Source organism: Microbacterium sp. NPDC055357 (genome assembly GCF_053644835.1).
Genome location: NZ_JBSHLZ010000004.1, coordinates 250,427 through 267,605, shown reverse-complemented (window position 1 = coordinate 267,605; position 17,179 = coordinate 250,427). Strand labels below are relative to the sequence as shown.

The window sequence follows — 17,179 nt, the reverse complement described above, 5'->3', positions numbered from 1 at the left end:
AGCAGGCGGCACAGCCGCCGTGTATCCGCGGTCCCTGAGCAGGCGGCACAGCCGCCGTGTCGAAGGGCTGTTAGACTTGACCGGCTTGAAACCGAGTTTTCGGGCATCCCCACCCTCTTTACCGACCTTCCGGTGTGCCCCGACGTGCACACAGCCAGGGCGAGGAGCGGGAGATACGTCCGTGAGCCGTGAAAGACACGGCCACGTCTTCGGAAGGCAATCATGGCTTCGAAAGCCCAGGACCGCCGCAAGGTCCGCCTCTCGCGCGCTCTCGGCATCGCGCTGACCCCCAAGGCCGCCAAGTACCTCGAGAAGCGTCCGTACGCTCCGGGTGAGCACGGCCGCACCAAGCGCAAGCAGGACAGCGACTACGCCGTCCGCCTGCGTGAGAAGCAGCGTCTGCGCGAGCAGTACAACATCCGCGAGGCACAGCTGCGCATCCAGTTCGAAGAGGCTCGCCGCAAGGACGGCCTGACGGGTGAGAACCTCGTCGAGCAGCTCGAGATGCGTCTGGACGCGCTCGTCGTTCGTGCGGGCTTCGCCCGCACGATGGCCCAGGCCCGCCAGCTCGTCGTGCACCGCCACATCCTCGTCGACGGCCAGCTCGTCGACCGCCCGTCCTTCCGCGTGAAGCCGGGTCAGCTCATCCACGTCAAGCCGAAGAGCGAGGCGCTCGAGCCGTTCCAGGTCGCCGCCGCCGGTGGTCACGCCGAGGTTCTGCCTCCTGTCCCGCCGTACCTCCAGGTCGAGCTCGACAAGCTGCAGGCCCGTCTCGAGCGTCGCCCCAAGCGCGCTGAGGTTCCCGTCGTCTGCGACGTCCAGCTCGTCGTCGAGTACTACGCGGCGCGCTGACGTCAACGCGCGCTGACGTTCCGTCGTCAGTGCCGCAGGAAGGGCGTCGGGGAAACCCGGCGCCCTTCGTCGTTTCCGCCTACGATGGACCAAGCCGCGGCTCGCGGCATTCGCGAGGAAGTGGTGACATGAAGAACCTGCTGTGGTTTCTGCTCGGCATCGTGAGCGGCTTCGTCGCCGCGCACCTCGTCAACAAAGACCCCCGCGGCCACGAACTGCTCGCTGAGGTCGACACGCGCATCACGGAGTTCACCGAGCGCATGGGCGATGCCTACCGCGAGCAGGAGTCGCGCATGGCGGGACTCGTCGCCGACGCCGCATCGGCCGTCGCGGACTCCACCCGTTCGTCCTCCGACTGACCACCCACCACGATTCGTCGGCGGTCGCCCGGCCGCCGACGTGTCCGAGGAGCCATCACGCATGAAGACCGCCGAGATCGCCCAGCGCTTCCTCGACTATTTCGAGAAGCAGGACCACGTCATCGTGCCGTCCGCCTCTCTCGTCACCGACGACCCCGCCCTGCTGTTCACGGTCGCCGGAATGGTGCCGTTCATCCCGTACCTCTCCGGTGACGTGCCGGCTCCGTACAAGCGCGCCGCCGACGTGCAGAAGTGCCTGCGCACCCTCGACATCGAAGAGGTGGGGCACACGCCGCGACACGGCACGTTCTTCCAGATGCTCGGCAACTGGTCGTTCGGCGACTACTTCAAAGAGGGCGCCATCCGCTTCGCGTGGGAGCTTCTCACGACCCCCGACGCCGACGGCGGTCTCGGATTCGATCCGAAGGACCTCTGGGTCACGGTCTACGAAGAAGACGACGAGGCACACGACCTCTGGCTGCGGCTGACCGACCTGCCCGAAGAGCGCATCCAGCGCCTCGGCAAGGACACGAACTACTGGTCGACGGGTCTGCCCGGTCCAGCGGGCCCCTGTTCCGAGATCTTCTTCGATCGCGGTCCCGCGTACGGGATCGACGGCGGACCCGCGACCGACGACGACCGCTACGTCGAGATCTGGAATCTCGTCTTCATGCAGTACGAGATCACCAACGTGCAGTCCAAGTACGTCTTCGACATCGTCGGCGAGCTGCCGAACAAGAACATCGACACCGGCATGGGGCTCGAACGCGTCGCGTTCATCAAGCAGGGCGTCGACAACATGTACGAGACCGACCAGGTGCGTCCCGTGCTCGACAAGGCCGTCGAACTGTCAGGGCGCGAGTACGGTGCCGTGCACGAAGACGACGTGCGGTTCCGTGTCGTCGCCGACCACGTGCGCTCCTCGCTCATGCTGCTCTCCGACGGCGTGACGCCCTCGAACGACGGCCGCGGATACATCCTGCGTCGTCTCATGCGCCGCGCCATCCGTTCCATGCGCCTGCTGGGCGTGGACGGACCGACGTTCCGCGACCTCTTCGCCGTCTCGCGTGACGCCATGAAGACGACCTATCCCGTCGTCGAGGCGGACTATCCGCGCATCGAGCAGTACGCGCTGGCCGAAGAGGCGACGTTCCTGCGCACCCTCGCCGCGGGCGAGGCGATCCTCGACGAGTCTCTCGTCGCGACGAAGGATGCCGGGGGCACGACGATCCCCGGTGCCGAGGCGTTCCTGCTGCACGACACGTACGGCTTCCCGATCGATCTGACGCTCGAGGTCGCCCAAGAGGCGGGCCTCACTGTCGACCGCGACGCGTTCGACGCGCTCATGCTCGAGCAGCGCACGCGTGCCAAGGCGGATGCGCGTTCGCGCAAACGCCAGCTCGCCGACACGAGCGTGTACCGCGATCTGCGCGCGCAGGGTGAGACGGTCTTCACGGGCTTCACCGATCTCGAGACCGAGTCGACCGTGCTCGGCATCCTCGTCGACGGCGTCTCGGTCGACCGCGCTCCGAGCGGGCGGATCGCCGAGGTCATCCTCGCCGAGACGGCGCTCTACGCCGAGTCGGGCGGTCAGGTCGCCGACAAGGGCATCATCGTCGGTCCCGGCTACGAGCTCGAGGTGCTCGACGTGCAGCGCCCGGTCGCAGGGCTGGTCAGCCACACCGTGCAGGTCACGACCGGTGAGGTGGGCGTCGGCCAGCCGGCGACGACCATCGTCGATGCGGCGAACCGCCGCTCGGCGCAGCAGGCGCACTCGGCGACGCACCTCATCCACGCCGCCCTGCGCGACACGCTCGGCTCGTCCGCGACGCAGTGGGGGTCGCTCAACCGCGCCGGCTACATGCGGTTCGACTTCTCGTGGGGCCAGGCGCTGTCTGACGCGACGAAGAGCGAGATCGAAGAGATCGCCAACAACGCCGTGCGCGACAACCTCGACGTCACGACGCGGGTGCTCCCGCTCGACGAGGCGAAGGCGCTCGGCGCGCAGGCGCTGTTCGGCGAGAAGTACGGCGATGTCGTGCGCATGGTCGACATCGGCGGCCCCTGGTCGCGTGAGCTCTGCGGCGGCACCCACGTCGGACGCAGTGCCGAGATCGGACTCATCAGCGTCGTGGGCGAATCCTCGGTGGGCGCGTCCAACCGCCGGGTCGAAGCCCTCGTGGGCCTCGACGCGTTCCGGTCCCTGGCCGCCGAGCGCGCGCTCGTCTCGCAGCTGACGACATCGCTCAAGACGCCCCGCGAGCAGCTTCCCGCGCGAATCGCCGAACTCACGGCGAGCCTCAAGTCCGCCGAGAAGAAGATCGCGGCGTACGAAGCCAAGGCCCTCGCCGAACGTGCCCCCGCGCTGGCGAACGACGCGGTCCGTGTCGGGGCGTACCGAGTCGTCGCGCACGCCGTCGGCACGGCGGCATCCGGTGATGACCTCCGCACCCTCGCCCTGCAGGTGCGCGACCGGCTCGGCTCAGAGCCCGCTGTCGTCGCGCTCGGCGCGACGGTGGGCGAGCGCCCCGTCGTCATCGTCGCGACGAACGACGCCGCGCGCACGGCCGGCGGCAAGGCGGGCGTGCTCGCCAAGCTCGCAGCCGGCGTCCTCGGCGGCGGCGGCGGCGGACGCGACGATGTCGCGCAGGGCGGCGGTGCGGATGCCGCGGCTCTGCCGGCGGCTCTGTCTGCCATCACGACGGCGCTCGAGGCCTGATGACCTTCCGTCGCGGAGTGCGACTCGGCGTCGACGTCGGCCGTGCCCGAGTGGGCGTCGCGCGGTGCGATCCGGACGGGCTGCTCGCAACGCCCGTCGAGACCGTGCCCCGCGACGATGCCGCCGTGGCGCGCATCGTCACCCTCGCGCAGGAGTACGACGCGGTCGAGGTGCTCGTCGGTCTGCCGCTCAACATGCGGGGCGAGGACACGCCCTCGACGACCGACGCGCGAGAGTTCGCGGCGGCCGTCGCGGCGGCCGCCGACCGGGCTGTGCGCCTCGTGGACGAACGCCTCTCGACGGTCTCGGCCCACGCCGCTCTGCGCGATTCCGGGCGTTCTCAGCGTTCTTCTCGTAACATTGTGGATCAGGTCGCGGCGGTCGTCCTTCTGCAGCAGGCTCTCGACGTTGAGAAGAGCACGGGACGCCCGGCCGGTACCCCCGTCGTCCAGGAGCCCGCCTGAATGCCCGATCCCACACCCGATGACCCCTTCGCGGACCTCTTCGGCAAACTTCCCGATCCCAATTCCCGCGTGCTCCGGGACGATGGCGCTGAGCGCCCCGCGCCCCCGGCGCCGGCGCCGGCAGATCCCGCGACGGGTGCGCCGCCGATGAGCCGCCGCGAAGCACGAGAGGCCGCGCTCCGCGCCGCCGCCGCGAAGGACCCCGGAGCTGCGCCTGACCCGGTCGAGCCTGGCACGGGCGAGTCCACGCCTGTCCGGACCACGCCCGCTTCCGACCGCCCTGCGCCCTCGCCGTCCGCGCCGACTCCCGCCGAGCCCACGCCGTCCGCGCCGACTCCGGCCGCACCCGCCCCGGCTCCCGCCGAGCCCACGCCTGCCGCCCCGGCTCCCGCCGAGCCCACGCCTGCCGCACCCGCTCCGTCGCTTCCCGCGCCGCGTGCCGCCGAGCAGCCCTCGCCCGTGCGTGCGACGGCTGGGCAGCCGAGCGACCCCGTCCCGGCGGCATCGGCCAGCGAGGTCCGCGCGCCCGCGTATGCGCGCGCGAGCGCGGCGTCGACGTCGGTGCTCGACGACGATCCGCCGACGCGCGCTCCGCGTTCGACGTCACCGGGGCTCGAGGACCTCTTCTCGGGCGAGAGCACGACCGACGACATCGGGACGCACCCGCGTCCGCGGGACAAGCGCCGCCGGCGCGTCGCGGGCTGGGTCGCCCTCGGGGTCATCGTCGCGATCCTCGGCGGGCTCTCGGCAGGTGGTTGGTACGTCTGGTCGACCTACGAGGACCGCATCCGCGCGTTCATGGGCTGGGAGGAGCCGAAGGACTACGAAGCAGGGCTCGCCAACGGCGAAGCGCTGCTCACGATCGTCTCGGGCGACACGGGCTACTCCATCTCACCGAAGCTGCACGAAGCCGGCATCACGAAGACGCCGGAGGCCTTCTACGACTACCTGATCGCCGAAGGGCTCAACCCTCCCTTCCAGCCGGGCGTGTTCCAGATGCAGCAGCAGATGACCTCGGCCGCGGCGCTCGAGGCGATCCTCGATCCCGCGAACAAGCTCGAGAACATGGCACAGCTGCGCGAAGGGCTCACGGTCGAGCAGTCGCTGCCGATCCTCGCCGACGTCATCGGGATCCCGCTCGAGGAGTTCCAGGCCGCCGTGGCCACCCCCGCCGACTACGGCGTGAGCGCATCGTCGCTGGAAGGCTGGCTCTTCCCCGCGACGTACCAGTTCGACCCCGGCGTGACGGCGACCGACGTCATCTCCACCCTCGTGGGCCGCACCGTACAGGCGCTCGACGGAGCAGGCGTCCCCGTCGACGACCGCCAGCGCGTGCTCACGGTCGCCTCGATCATCCAGCGCGAGGCCCGCTTCGAAGACGACATGCAGAAGGTCGCGACGGTCATCGACAACCGTATGGACCCGAACAATCAAGAGACGTTCGGCTACCTGCAGATGGACTCGACCGCGCAGTTCGGTTACGGCGAGATGCACTCCGGCTCGGCGAGCTCCAGCGCCGAAGCGCTCGCCGACGACAACCCCTGGAACACGTACACGCGCCAGGGGCTTCCGGCGGGGCCGATCTCGAACCCCGGCGACGCGGCGATCAACGCCGTCATGAACCCGGCACCCGGTGACTGGCTGTACTTCGTGACGGTGAACCTCGACACCGGTGAAACGGTGTTCACGTCGAACCTGAACGATCACAACCGCGCGGTCGAGCAGTGGATCTCGTGGTGCCGCGACAATCCCGATTCGGGATGCTGAACGCCCCTCGGCGCCTCGCGGTCTGGGGGGACCCGGTGTCTCAGAGCCGGTCCCCGCAGCTTCACGCGGCGGCGTACGCAGAGCTCGGCCGCGATTGGTCGTACGGGCGGCAGCAGGTCGACGCCGCGTCGTTCGACAGCACTCTGGCCGCGCTGGACTCGACGTGGCACGGACTGTCGGTCACCTACCCCCTCAAGGGGGCCGCGTTCGCAGCATCCGTCGTGCGCGATGCGCGCGCCGAAGCGACCGGAGCCGTGAACACGCTGCTGCTGACCTCGGACGGCCCGCACGGGTTCAACACCGACATCGGCGGTCTGGTCGGCGCGCTGCGCGAAGAAGGGATCTCCGCGGTCACGCACGGACGGATCGTGGGTGCGGGCGCCACCGCGACGTCTGCCCTCGTCGCCCTGGCCGAGCTCGGCGCGACCTCGGTCGATGTCGTCGCCCGGCGTCCGGACGCAGTGCAGCCGCTGGTCGGGCTCGGCGAGCGGCTCGCCGTGACCGTCAGGCCCGCGGCGTTCGATGCCCCCTCGCACGCGCACGCCGACGTCACGATCGCGACGCTGCCCGGCGAGGCCGTGCTCGACGCCGACGCCGCTGATCGCCTCGCCTCCGCCGGAGGGCTCCTGCTCGACGTCGTCTACGGCCACTGGCCGACCGATCTCGCAGCCGCCTGGGAGCGGGCGGGCACTCCGGCGATCTCGGGACTCGGGATGCTGCTGCACCAAGCTCTCCTGCAGGTGCGGATCTTCGTCGCGGGCGACCCGGAAACCCCTCTCGCGGGGGAGTCCGACGTGCTGGCCGCAATGCGCCGGGCGGTCGTGGGAGACTAGAGCAATGCTCCGCGTGCTCACGGCCGGCGAATCCCACGGTCCCGAACTCGTCGCCATCATGGAGGGCCTGCCCTCCGGCATCCCGGTTTCGCGTGCCGCGATCCAGGCCGATCTGGCCCGTCGCAAGCTCGGCTACGGCCGCGGCTCGCGCATGAAGTTCGAAGAGGACGAGCTCTCGATCTCGTCGGGTGTCGTGCACGGGCTCACGCTCGGCAGCCCCATCGCGCTGCGCATCGGGAACACCGAGTGGCCCAAGTGGAGCGAGGTCATGAGCGCCGAGCCGGTCGAACTGACCGACCGCTCACGCGGACGCGGCGCCACCCTGACCCGCCCGCGCCCCGGCCACGCCGACCTCGTCGGCATGCAGAAGTACGGCTTCGACGAGGCCCGGCCCATTCTCGAGCGCGCGAGCGCCCGCGAGACGGCGGCACGCGTCGCGCTCGGCGCGCTCGCCCGCGCGTTCCTGTCCGAGCTCGGCATCCGGCTCGTCTCGCACACGCTGTCGATCGGCCCCGTGCAGGCGCCGGCGGATGCGGCACTGCCGACCCCCGACGACCTCGAGGCGCTCGACGCCGATCCGCTGCGCTGCTTCCACGCTGCGACGAGCGCCGCGATGGTCGCCGAAGTCGACGCCGCACGCAAGGACGGCGACACGCTCGGCGGAATCGTCGAGGTGCTCGCATACGGGCTTCCGCCCGGGCTCGGCTCGCACGTGCACTGGGACCGCCGCCTCGATGCGAAGCTCGCCGAGGCGCTCATGTCGATCCAGGCGATCAAGGGCGTCGAGATCGGCGACGGCTTCGAGACGACGCGGCGCCGCGGCTCGGCCGCGCACGATGAGCTCTTCGTGACCGACGACGGCATCACCCGCTCGTCCGACAAGGCCGGCGGCACCGAGGGCGGGATGTCGACGGGCACCGTGCTGCGCGTACGCGCCGGCATGAAGCCCATCGCGACGGTTCCGCGTGCCTTGCGCACGGTCGACATCGCCTCGGGAGAGGCAGCGTCGGCGCACCACCAGCGCTCGGATGTCTGCGCCGTGCCGGCCGCGGGAGTCGTCGCCGAGGCGATGACCGCGATCGTGCTCGCCGGTGTCGTGCTCGAGAAGTTCGGCGGCGACAGCGTCGCCGAGACCAGGCGCAATCTCGAGGGGTACCTCGCGGCGCTTCCGACGACGCTGCGCACGACCGACGCGAGCGACGCCGGCCTCGCTCAGCATGACCTCGCGCTCTGACGCGATCGTCTTGATCGGCCCGATGGGCGCCGGCAAGACGAGCATCGGACGCAAGGTGGCCAAGGCGACGGGGCGCGCGTTCTTCGACAGCGACATCGCCGTCGTGCGCGACCACGGTCCGATCGAGCGGATCTTCGCCGAACACGGCGAGTCGCATTTCCGCGCTCTCGAGCGGGATGCGGTGCTCGAGGGACTCGCGACGGGGGGCGTCGTGTCACTCGGCGGGGGAGCGGTGCTGGACCCCGCGACGCACGACGCGGTCGCTGCGCACCGCGTCGTGCTGCTCACGGTCGCGCCCCACGTCGTGGCCGGGCGGGTCAAGGACTCGCAGCGGCCTCTCCTGCAGAACGGCGACGCGCTCGAGCGGTGGACGACGATCTACCGGGAACGTCGCCCCGTGTACGAACAACTCGCGGACGTCACCTTCGACACGTCGCACGGCCCGTTGCAGCAGGTCGTCGACGCCGTCGTCGAGTGGGTGCGCCGCACCGACGAGGAGACGCCATGACCGACACGACCCGCATCACCGTCACAGGCCAGCACGATTACGCGATCACCGTGGGGCGCGGCATCCTGCGCAGCCTCGGCGAGCAGCTGCCCGAAGCGGCGCGCAAGGTGCTCATCGTGCACCCGCCGACGCTCGCGGCGCAGGCCGAGGCACTGCGCGATTCGCTTCTCGGGGACCGCGAGGTGCTGCTCGCCGAGATCCCCGACGCCGAAGCCGGCAAGCGCATCGAGGTCGCCGCCTTCTGCTGGCAGGTCATGGGCAAGGCGGACTTCACGCGCACCGACGTCGTCGTGGGCTTCGGCGGAGGCGCCGTCACCGACCTCGCAGGCTTCGTCGCCGCCACGTGGCTGCGCGGCATCGAGGTCGTTCAGGTGCCGACCACGGTGCTCGGGATGGTCGACGCCGCGGTCGGCGGCAAGACCGGCGTCAACACCGCGGAGGGCAAGAACCTCGTCGGTGCGTTCTGGCCCCCGGCATCCGTCGTCTGCGATCTCGACCTGCTCGACTCGCTCTCGCGCAACGAGACCGTCGCGGGGTACGCCGAGGTCGTCAAGGCGGGGTTCATCTGGGCGCCCGAGATCCTCGACCTCATCGAAGCCGACCCCGACAAGGCCGTCGACCCGCACAGCGATGCGTTCCGCCGCGCGATCGAACTCGCAATCGACATGAAGGCCCGCGTCGTGAGCGAGGACTTCCGCGAGGCGGGACTGCGCGAGATCCTCAATTACGGGCACACGCTCGGCCACGCGATCGAGCATGCCGAGCGCTACCGGTGGCGGCACGGCGCCGCGATCTCGGTCGGCATGGTCTTCGCCGCCGAGCTGTCGCGTCTGGCGGGGCGGCTCTCCGATGACGCGGCGCAGCGGCACCGCAGCATCCTGGATCTTCTGGGGCTTCCGACGACCTACCGCGCGGGCGCATGGCCGCAGCTGAAGGCATCGATGCAGCGCGACAAGAAGAGCCGGGGCGGGATGCTGCGCTTCATCGTCCTCGACGAGATCGGGCGTCCGACGGTGCTGCAGGCGCCCGACGAATCGCTGCTGTTCGCCGCGTACCAGGAGGTCGCGGGCTGACCTCTTGCGCCGCGCTTCGCGGAGGCGAAGAGTGGCGACATGCAGAAGATCGTCCCCAACATCTGGTGCAATCGGACGGCCGCTGAGGCCGCGGAGTTCTACACGCGGATCTTTCCGAAGGCGACGAGCGAAGTGACGCTGCGCTATCCGGCGGAGGACCTGCCGGATTTCCAGAAGGACTTCGCCGGCGACGTCCTCACGATCGACGTCGTGATCGATGGCTATCACCTGTCACTCATCAATTCCGACGGCACCTTCCGCCCGAACGCCTCGCTGTCGTTCATGGTCAACTTCGATCCGCTCATGTTCCGCGGCGACGAAGCGGCTGCGCGTGGGGCGCTGGATGCCCTCTGGATCGAACTCTGCGTCGGCGGCCGCGTGCTCATGGAGCTGGGGGAGTACCCGTTCAGCGCGCGATACGGGTGGGTCGAAGACCGCTACGCAGTCACGTGGCAGCTCATGCTCACAGACCCCGAAGGCGATCCCCGGCCGTTCCTGATCCCGTCGCTGCTGTTCGGTGCGACGGCGCAGAACCGGGCGGCCGAAGCCGTCGAGGCGTACACCTCGATCTTCGGCGGACGGCTCGGGACGATCGTGCCGTACCCGGAGGAGACGGGCCCTGCTGCCGCGGGTGCCGTCATGTTCAGCGAGTTCCAGCTCGCGGGGGAGTGGTTCACCGCGATGGATTCCGGCGCGCCGCAGGATTCGTCGTTCACGCCGGGTGTCTCGCTCGAGGTCCGCTGCCGCGACCAGGCCGAGATCGACCGGCTGTGGGATGCCCTGAGCGCGGTACCCGAGGCCGAGGCGTGCGGCTGGCTCGTCGACCGGTTCGGTCTCAGCTGGCAGATCACGCCCGCCGACATGGGCGACCGGGCCCAGGAACCGGGCGTCTATCAGGGGATGCTCGACATGAAGAAGATCATCATCGCCGACCTGTGATCGTGTCGGCGGTCTGTGCGAGTGTGTGCGGCATGGCAACGCACACGCATTCGATTCCGCTCACGATCGACTACGTCGAGATCACCGTCACCGATATGCGCGCCGCGCGGGATTTCTACGGTGCCGCGTTCGGGTGGACCTTCACCGACTACGGCGATCAGTATTCGGGCATCCGGACTCCGGCCGAGGCCGAGGGCGACGAGGCCGGCGGGCTCCTGCTCGGCGATGAGGTGCAGCGCGGAGGGCCGCTCGTCCTGCTCTACAGCGACGATCTCGACGCGACGCGCGACGCCGTCGTCGCGGCGGGCGGCACGATCGTGCAGGAACCGTACGCCTTCCCCGGCGGGCGGCGCTTTCATTTCCTCGATCCGAGCGGCAACGAGCTCGGCGTGTGGGGTCCGGCCTGAGCGCGGGCGGCTACTCCAGCAGGTGGCGGAGGTAGCGTACGGGTGATCCGAGGTATGACTTCCCGTGCCCGATCCCATCTGGCACCACATCTTCGAGCCGGGCATCGCCCTCATCAAAACGCACCTGGATGTGTGGAATCTCGCCGGTCCGCTCGACTACCGAACCGTCAACGAGCAGCACTCCCGGGGGTTCGCCGCCGGCACCTGGATGAGGACGCCGGCCGGCGTCGCGCCGTCCCCTCAGCAGATCGTCACGGTCGGTGACCGGGCCTTCAGCGTCGTGTCGGCACGGGACGGCGAGTTGGTGGCGACGTTCGACCAGCTCTGCTCGGCAGCGACGTCGACGATCGAGCATCTGCACTGGTCACGGACATTTCGGCGGTGGACGATCACGGGGATACCTCCGCTCGCAGACGCCGATCCCGAAGCTCAGCAGCGCTTCATCAGCCTCATCGACGTGCTGGTCGATGCCGACGTCCCCGTGGCGTTTTCATCGCCCGTCGATCTGCCCGGCTTCCTCACGAACGCAGCCGCACGGCCCGACGCCTTTTCGTATGGCGAGCCGCCTCCACCTCCTCGTGGCGGACCGCTGAGGGCGCCGCAACCTCACCGCAACCGTTACCGTTTCGTTACCTCCGCAGACTCGAAAACAGTCCATTCGAGCCTGTCGATGTCGGAGGCCCTTCGTATCTTTGTTCTATGACCTCGAACCCCGCACTCACCGGCCGTCTGGTCGCAGCGGTCGCGCGCGTCGCCGAACGAGTGAGCACGGGTGCTGAAAGTGCGAGTGACGGCGAGGTCGATGTGACCCCGGGCGTGGCGGCGCTCGACGACGACGCACTGCTGGCGGTGCTCGCCGATGTGAGCGAAGCACGCAATGCGCTCGATCTGGTCAGCGCGTCCGCGGCCGCCGAGATCGCACGGCGGTCCTCACGCGAGCTCGGACACGCGGGGCTCGCGCAGCGCAAGGGGCACCGCAATGTCACGTCACTCGTGCAGAACATCACGGGGCAATCCCGCACCGATGTCGGGCGCACGCTGAAGACGGGTGAGGATCTCCTCGTCACGGTCGCCGACGTCACCAGCGATGACGAGCCGCGTCCCGACCGACCCAGCGCGCCGAGCGCACCGCGGTGGCGGATGCTACTGCGCGAGGCGCTGACGGGCGGAAAAATCGGACAAGCCCAGTTCCAGGCGATCCTGATCGGCATCGGCGAGCCGCCCGTCGAGCGATATCCCGAGCTGGATCCCGAGTTCTTGCCCGAAGCCTGGGCCAACTCCGTGGAGCTGCTGCTGCATGAGGCGGCGACGCTGCCCGTCGAAGAGCTGCGCGCGACGGCACGCATCGCCCGCGATCGGCTCGACCCCGTCGGTGTGACGCTTCGGTTCGAAGAACGGTTCGCCGCTCGGTCGTTCCGGATGTGGATCGACGAGCAGGGCAGGCATCACGCGAGGATCGCGTTCGATGACGAGGCGGCCGCGTGGGTGCAGTCGATGCTCCATGCCGCGCTGCGTCCACGACGAGGGCCGAGGTTCGTCGGCTCGGATGCCGCCGAGCGGGCGAAGGAGGCCACGGCAGACGAGCGCACGAACGAGCAGCTGCAGTACGACACCGTCGTGGCGGTGCTCCGCTCGGGAGCGAACGCCGACCCCCGACAGGCATTCGGCGACAGGCAGCCCGGCGTCCGGGTCGTCGTCGAGGCCAGCGCCATCGAGAGCCCGTCCGAGCGAGGCGGGATGCGTGTCGCCGGCGTCGGACACGTCGAGCACTCGGGGGCGGCGCTTCCCGGGGGAGTGATCGAGAAGCTCCTGTGCGACGCCGGCGCGATCGCGGTCACGATCGACCCCTTCGGCAGACCCCTCGATGTGGGCCGCGAAGAACGGCTCTTCACGAGAAAGCAGAGGATCGCGATCGCGATCCGAGACGGCGGGTGCATCTGGCCCGGATGCACGGCGCCGATCGACTGGTCGGAGTTCCATCACACCGACCATTGGTACGAAGACCACGGCAGAACCGATATCGATGACGGAGTACCACTCTGCCGAAACTGCCACCTGCGTCTGCACAATCAAGGGTGGCGGATCATCCGAAAACGCGACCAGCACACTCAGCTGGACACGTACTGGCTCCAGTCGCCGCCCGACCCCGTCACCGGCGCCATCGACGAACCCATCCGCCTCGAGTCGCGCTCGCCTCGACGCTTCCAGGCTGCATGAGACCGACTCGGATGCCGCCGACCGACCACCGTCTCGCCTTCGCTGCGCCGTCGCGGCCGGTGCCACGCGCGCCGTGCCGTGCCGTGTGCCGCGCCGTGCCGTGCCGTGCCGTGTGCCGTGCCGTGCCGTGTGTCGTGCGCCTCGTCACCGGCACACCCGACCACGCGAGAGTCCGAGCGACCGCCGGCCGATCAGCGCCCGGGAGCGCCGCGAGCGGCCGGTCGCGCATCCATCGATCGGTAGGGTGATCGCGTGACCGAACGTCGACTGCTGCTCGTGAACGGGCCCAATCTCAACCTGCTCGGCACACGCGAACCCGACGTCTACGGCACGAGTACGCTCGCCGACGTCGAGCGCATCACGACGGATGCCGCGGCCGTACGCGGCTTCGACGTGCGAGCCGTGCAGAGCAACCACGAAGGCGTCCTGCTCGACGCGATCCACGACGCCCGTGAGGACTGCGCCGGCATCGTGATCAACCCCGGCGGCCTCACGCACACCTCCATCGTGCTGCGGGATGCCCTGTCGGGAGTCGCGCTCCCCGTCGCCGAGGTCCACATCTCGAACGTGCTCGAGCGCGAGCCGTTCCGGCACCGCTCCTACGTCGCCGATGTCGCCGCCGTGCACGTGATCGGCGAAGGCGTGCAGGGCTACGCGAAAGCCGTCGAACTGCTGATCGACCTCATCACGGGACAGACCGACGGGTGACATCCGGCACGAAACCGACGCCGTAACGGGTGTGATCTCGCCGGCCACGCGGTAGACACGAGAAGCGAGCAGGTTCGACGACGGGGGAGTGCATGTACTACAGCAGCGGCAACTACGAAGCCTTCGCGCGTCCGCGCAAACCCGAGGGAGTCGACGACAAGACCGCCTGGTTCGTCGGCGCGGGCCTCGCATCGATGGCGGGCGCCGCGTTCATGATCCGCGACGGCCAGATGGACGGCTCCAAGATCACGATCCTCGAAGAGCTCGACCTGCCCGGCGGAGCACTCGACGGCATCAAGAAGCCGAAGAAGGGCTTCGTCATCCGCGGCGGGCGCGAGATGGAAGACCACATGGAGTGCCTGTGGGATCTCTTCCGGTCGGTCCCGTCCATCGAGATCGACGGCGCGAGCGTGCTCGACGAGTTCTACTGGCTCAACAAGGACGACCCGAACTTCTCGCTCTGCCGCGTCACCGAGAAGCAGGGGCAGGACGCCCACACCGACAAGCTCTTCACCCTCAGCAAGAAGGCGCAGAACGAGATCGTCAAGGTCATCATGGCCACGCGCGAGCAGATGGAGGGCAAGCGCATCACCGACGTCTTCGGCGAGGAGTTCCTACAGAGCAACTTCTGGCTGTACTGGCGCACGATGTTCGCGTTCGAGGAGTGGCATTCCGCCCTCGAGATGAAGCTCTACCTGCACCGCTTCATCCACCACATCGGCGGCCTGCCCGACCTCTCCGCCCTCAAGTTCACGAAATACAACCAGTACGAATCGCTCGTCCTGCCGCTCTACCGCTGGCTGCTCGATCAGGGCGTCACGTTCCGGTTCTCGACGACCGTCACCGACATCGACTTCGACATCACGGGCGACCGGAAGGTGGCGACCCGCATCCACTGGACCGATGCCGACGGCGACGGCGGCATCGACCTCGGTGAGAACGACCTGGTGCTCACGACGATCGGCTCGCTGACCGAGAACTCCGATGAGGGCGACCACCACACCCCCGCCACGCTCGACACCGGTCCTGCCCCCGCGTGGGACCTGTGGCGTCGGATCGCCGCGAAGGACCCGTCCTTCGGCCACCCCGACGTCTTCGCGGGCGACATCGCCGAGACGAAGTGGGAATCGGCGACCATCACGACGCTCGACGAGCGCATCCCCGCCTACATCGAGAAGATCGCCCAGCGCGACCCGTTCAGCGGCAGAGTCGTGACGGGCGGCATCGTGACGGCAAAGGACTCCTCGTGGCTGCTGAGCTGGACGGTCAACCGGCAGCCGCACTTCAAGAACCAGTCGCCCGATGAGATCGTCGTCTGGTTCTACGCCCTGTTCGCCGACGTGCCCGGTGACTACGTCACCAAGCCGATGCAGGAGTGCACGGGCGAGGAGATCACCCGGGAGTGGCTCTATCACCTGGGTGTGCCCACCGACGACATCCCCGAACTGGCAGCGACCGGCGCGAGCGCCGTGCCCGTCATGATGCCGTACGTCGACGCGTTCTTCATGCCGCGCCGAGCGGGCGATCGCCCCGACGTCGTGCCCGAGGGCGCCGTCAACTTCGCCTTCATCGGGCAGTTCGCCGAGACCACGCGAGACACGATCTTCACGACCGAGTACTCCGTGCGCACCGGAATGGAATCCGCCTACCAGCTGCTCGGCGTCGAGCGGGGAGTGCCCGAGGTCTTCAACTCGACCTACGACATCCGCTGGCTGATGAAGGCGACGACGCGACTCGCCGACGGCGAAGCCGTGCACATTCCAGGACCGAACTTCGTCGAAGGACGCATCCTCGACAAACTCGACACGTCGCAGCTGGGCGAGCTGCTGACCGACTTCGGCCTGGTCGCCCCGCACGGCGACACGCAGCCGCGGCCTCGTCTGGACGACGCCGTGGAGTGAACGGGATGCCGCTTCCCGGCATCCCGTAGACTCGAGCGTCGGCTTCCCACACGATCGGACTGAATCACCTCATGGCATCGACCGCAGACATCAAGAACGGCATCGTCCTGAACATCGACGGCCAGCTCTGGAGCGTCGTCGAGTTCCAGCACGTCAAGCCGGGCAAGGGCGGCGCGTTCGTGCGGACGAAGATGAAGAACGTCGTCACCGGAAAGACGATCGACAAGACCTACAACGCCGGCACCAAGATCGACATCGAGAACGTCGACCGCCGCGACTTCACCTACCTGTACAACGACGGCGAAGGCTTCGTCTTCATGGATGCCACCGACTACGACCAGCTGACCGTTCAGGCTGCGACCGTCGGAGACGCCAAGAACTTCCTGCTCGAGAACCAGCAGGTCACGATCGCGCTCAACAACGGCAACCCGCTGTACATCGACCTGCCGGCATCCGTCGTTCTCGAAGTCACCTACACCGAACCGGGCCTGCAGGGCGACCGCTCATCGGCGGGCACGAAGCCCGCGACCGTCGAGACCGGCTACGAGGTGCAGGTGCCGCTGTTCCTCGAGACAGGCACGAAGATCAAGGTCGACACGCGCACCGGCGAGTACCTCGGTCGCGAGAAGTAAGGCGTGAGCGCTCGTTCCAAAGCGCGCAAACGCGCGCTCGACATCCTTTTCCAGTCCGATGTCCGCGGTGACGAACTGCGGACCGTCCTCGCCGCGGAAGCGAAGCGCGCCGCAAGCGAACCCGCACGCGAAGCGTCGTGGCTGTATGCCCGCGACATCATCGACGGCGTGATCGACAATCGCGACGCGATCGACGAGCAGATCACGACCTTCGCGAAGGACTGGAGTCTCGCCCGCATGCCCGCCGTCGACCGCGCCGTACTGCGCATCGGCGTGTGGGAGCTCCTCTACAACGATGACGTGCCGCCCGCTGTCGCAATCGACGAGGCGGTCGAACTCGCGAAGGAATTCTCGACCGACGAATCGGGATCGTTCGTGCACGGCGTTCTCGGCCGGATCGCCCGCGCCACCTGATCCCACGTGACCCCTCCGTTCATCGACGCCGTCCACATCCGGAGGCTCGCCGGGCCGGGCGCGTACGAACGGGGAGTCGCCTACTTCGCCGACGGCGCCGTGCAGCGCGTGACGTGGGACGCCGTCGGATCCCTCATCGAATCCGTCGTCGC

At 68.8% G+C, this 17,179-nt stretch carries 17 protein-coding genes; all 17 read left to right on the top strand.

The window, feature by feature from the left end; all coding sequences use genetic code 11:
• Positions 1 to 222 precede the first annotated feature (222 nt).
• A complete protein-coding gene (gene rpsD, locus ACWICD_RS08200) occupies positions 223 to 852 on the top strand; it encodes a 30S ribosomal protein S4 (RefSeq protein WP_376125895.1) in 630 nt (209 codons plus the stop codon).
• 128 nt (positions 853 to 980) lie between these two features.
• On the top strand, positions 981 to 1,211 hold the full coding sequence (locus ACWICD_RS08195) for an ATPase (protein WP_376125898.1): 231 nt from the start codon (positions 981 to 983) through the stop codon (positions 1,209 to 1,211).
• A 61-nt stretch (positions 1,212 to 1,272) separates the two neighbouring features.
• A complete protein-coding gene (gene alaS / locus ACWICD_RS08190) occupies positions 1,273 to 3,930 on the top strand; it encodes an alanine--tRNA ligase (protein ID WP_454139885.1) in 2,658 nt (885 codons plus the stop codon).
• Positions 3,927 to 4,394, top strand: coding sequence for a Holliday junction resolvase RuvX (ruvX, locus tag ACWICD_RS08185; protein WP_376126128.1), 468 nt, complete (start codon positions 3,927 to 3,929; stop codon positions 4,392 to 4,394). Before alaS ends, ruvX begins: the two co-directional genes overlap by 4 nt.
• Before the next feature lie 147 nt (positions 4,395 to 4,541).
• Positions 4,542 to 6,161: an endolytic transglycosylase MltG gene (gene mltG, locus ACWICD_RS08180; RefSeq protein WP_454139884.1), complete on the top strand. Its 1,620-nt coding sequence runs from the start codon at positions 4,542 to 4,544 to the stop codon at positions 6,159 to 6,161.
• Complete coding sequence (locus ACWICD_RS08175; RefSeq protein WP_454139883.1) at positions 6,155 to 6,994, top strand: shikimate dehydrogenase; 840 nt, start codon at positions 6,155 to 6,157, stop codon at positions 6,992 to 6,994. The genes mltG and ACWICD_RS08175 overlap by 7 nt, the downstream gene beginning before the upstream one ends.
• A 4-nt stretch (positions 6,995 to 6,998) precedes the next feature.
• The gene (gene aroC / locus ACWICD_RS08170) at positions 6,999 to 8,228 is read left to right on the top strand and encodes a chorismate synthase (protein WP_376125907.1); all 1,230 of its coding nucleotides are present in this window, start codon (positions 6,999 to 7,001) and stop codon (positions 8,226 to 8,228) included.
• Positions 8,212 to 8,736: a shikimate kinase gene (locus ACWICD_RS08165; protein WP_376125910.1), complete on the top strand. Its 525-nt coding sequence runs from the start codon at positions 8,212 to 8,214 to the stop codon at positions 8,734 to 8,736. The genes aroC and ACWICD_RS08165 overlap by 17 nt, the downstream gene beginning before the upstream one ends.
• A complete protein-coding gene (gene aroB / locus ACWICD_RS08160) occupies positions 8,733 to 9,809 on the top strand; it encodes a 3-dehydroquinate synthase (protein ID WP_376125913.1) in 1,077 nt (358 codons plus the stop codon). The genes ACWICD_RS08165 and aroB overlap by 4 nt, the downstream gene beginning before the upstream one ends.
• Positions 9,810 to 9,848: 39 nt before the next feature.
• Positions 9,849 to 10,748, top strand: coding sequence for a VOC family protein (locus tag ACWICD_RS08155; RefSeq protein ID WP_454139882.1), 900 nt, complete (start codon positions 9,849 to 9,851; stop codon positions 10,746 to 10,748).
• Positions 10,749 to 10,780: 32 nt separating this feature from the next.
• Positions 10,781 to 11,155: a VOC family protein gene (locus ACWICD_RS08150; RefSeq protein WP_376125919.1), complete on the top strand. Its 375-nt coding sequence runs from the start codon at positions 10,781 to 10,783 to the stop codon at positions 11,153 to 11,155.
• Between the two features lie 64 nt (positions 11,156 to 11,219).
• Complete coding sequence (gene zapE, locus ACWICD_RS08145) at positions 11,220 to 11,858, top strand: AFG1/ZapE family ATPase (RefSeq protein ID WP_376125922.1); 639 nt, start codon at positions 11,220 to 11,222, stop codon at positions 11,856 to 11,858.
• Positions 11,855 to 13,372, top strand: coding sequence for a DUF222 domain-containing protein (locus tag ACWICD_RS08140; protein WP_454139881.1), 1,518 nt, complete (start codon positions 11,855 to 11,857; stop codon positions 13,370 to 13,372). Before zapE ends, ACWICD_RS08140 begins: the two co-directional genes overlap by 4 nt.
• 252 nt (positions 13,373 to 13,624) lie before the next feature.
• Positions 13,625 to 14,080: a type II 3-dehydroquinate dehydratase gene (gene aroQ / locus ACWICD_RS08135; protein ID WP_376125928.1), complete on the top strand. Its 456-nt coding sequence runs from the start codon at positions 13,625 to 13,627 to the stop codon at positions 14,078 to 14,080.
• A 92-nt stretch (positions 14,081 to 14,172) separates the two neighbouring features.
• A complete protein-coding gene (locus ACWICD_RS08130; RefSeq protein ID WP_376125931.1) occupies positions 14,173 to 15,981 on the top strand; it encodes an oleate hydratase in 1,809 nt (602 codons plus the stop codon).
• 71 nt (positions 15,982 to 16,052) lie between these two features.
• Positions 16,053 to 16,613, top strand: a complete 561-nt coding sequence (efp, locus tag ACWICD_RS08125) for an elongation factor P (RefSeq protein ID WP_376125933.1) — start codon at positions 16,053 to 16,055, stop codon at positions 16,611 to 16,613.
• Between the two features lie 3 nt (positions 16,614 to 16,616).
• Positions 16,617 to 17,027 carry a transcription antitermination factor NusB gene (gene nusB, locus ACWICD_RS08120; RefSeq protein WP_376125935.1) on the top strand — a complete coding sequence of 137 codons (411 nt, stop codon included), beginning with the start codon at positions 16,617 to 16,619 and terminating at the stop codon, positions 17,025 to 17,027.
• Positions 17,028 to 17,179 lie beyond the last annotated feature (152 nt).

Bases quoted from the DNA above. Each gene is read 5' to 3' on its own strand.
- rpsD (WP_376125895.1), top strand. From the start codon at position 223: ATGGCTTCGAAAGCCCAGGACCGCCGCAAGGTCCGCCTCTCGCGCGCT.
- ACWICD_RS08195 (WP_376125898.1), top strand. From the start codon at position 981: ATGAAGAACCTGCTGTGGTTTCTGCTCGGCATCGTGAGCGGCTTCGTC.
- alaS (WP_454139885.1), top strand. From the start codon at position 1,273: ATGAAGACCGCCGAGATCGCCCAGCGCTTCCTCGACTATTTCGAGAAG.
- mltG (WP_454139884.1), top strand. From the start codon at position 4,542: ATGAGCCGCCGCGAAGCACGAGAGGCCGCGCTCCGCGCCGCCGCCGCG.
- ACWICD_RS08175 (WP_454139883.1), top strand. From the start codon at position 6,155: ATGCTGAACGCCCCTCGGCGCCTCGCGGTCTGGGGGGACCCGGTGTCT.
- aroC (WP_376125907.1), top strand. From the start codon at position 6,999: ATGCTCCGCGTGCTCACGGCCGGCGAATCCCACGGTCCCGAACTCGTC.
- ACWICD_RS08165 (WP_376125910.1), top strand. From the start codon at position 8,212: ATGACCTCGCGCTCTGACGCGATCGTCTTGATCGGCCCGATGGGCGCC.
- aroB (WP_376125913.1), top strand. From the start codon at position 8,733: ATGACCGACACGACCCGCATCACCGTCACAGGCCAGCACGATTACGCG.
- ACWICD_RS08155 (WP_454139882.1), top strand. From the start codon at position 9,849: ATGCAGAAGATCGTCCCCAACATCTGGTGCAATCGGACGGCCGCTGAG.
- ACWICD_RS08150 (WP_376125919.1), top strand. From the start codon at position 10,781: ATGGCAACGCACACGCATTCGATTCCGCTCACGATCGACTACGTCGAG.
- ACWICD_RS08140 (WP_454139881.1), top strand. From the start codon at position 11,855: ATGACCTCGAACCCCGCACTCACCGGCCGTCTGGTCGCAGCGGTCGCG.
- ACWICD_RS08130 (WP_376125931.1), top strand. From the start codon at position 14,173: ATGTACTACAGCAGCGGCAACTACGAAGCCTTCGCGCGTCCGCGCAAA.
- efp (WP_376125933.1), top strand. From the start codon at position 16,053: ATGGCATCGACCGCAGACATCAAGAACGGCATCGTCCTGAACATCGAC.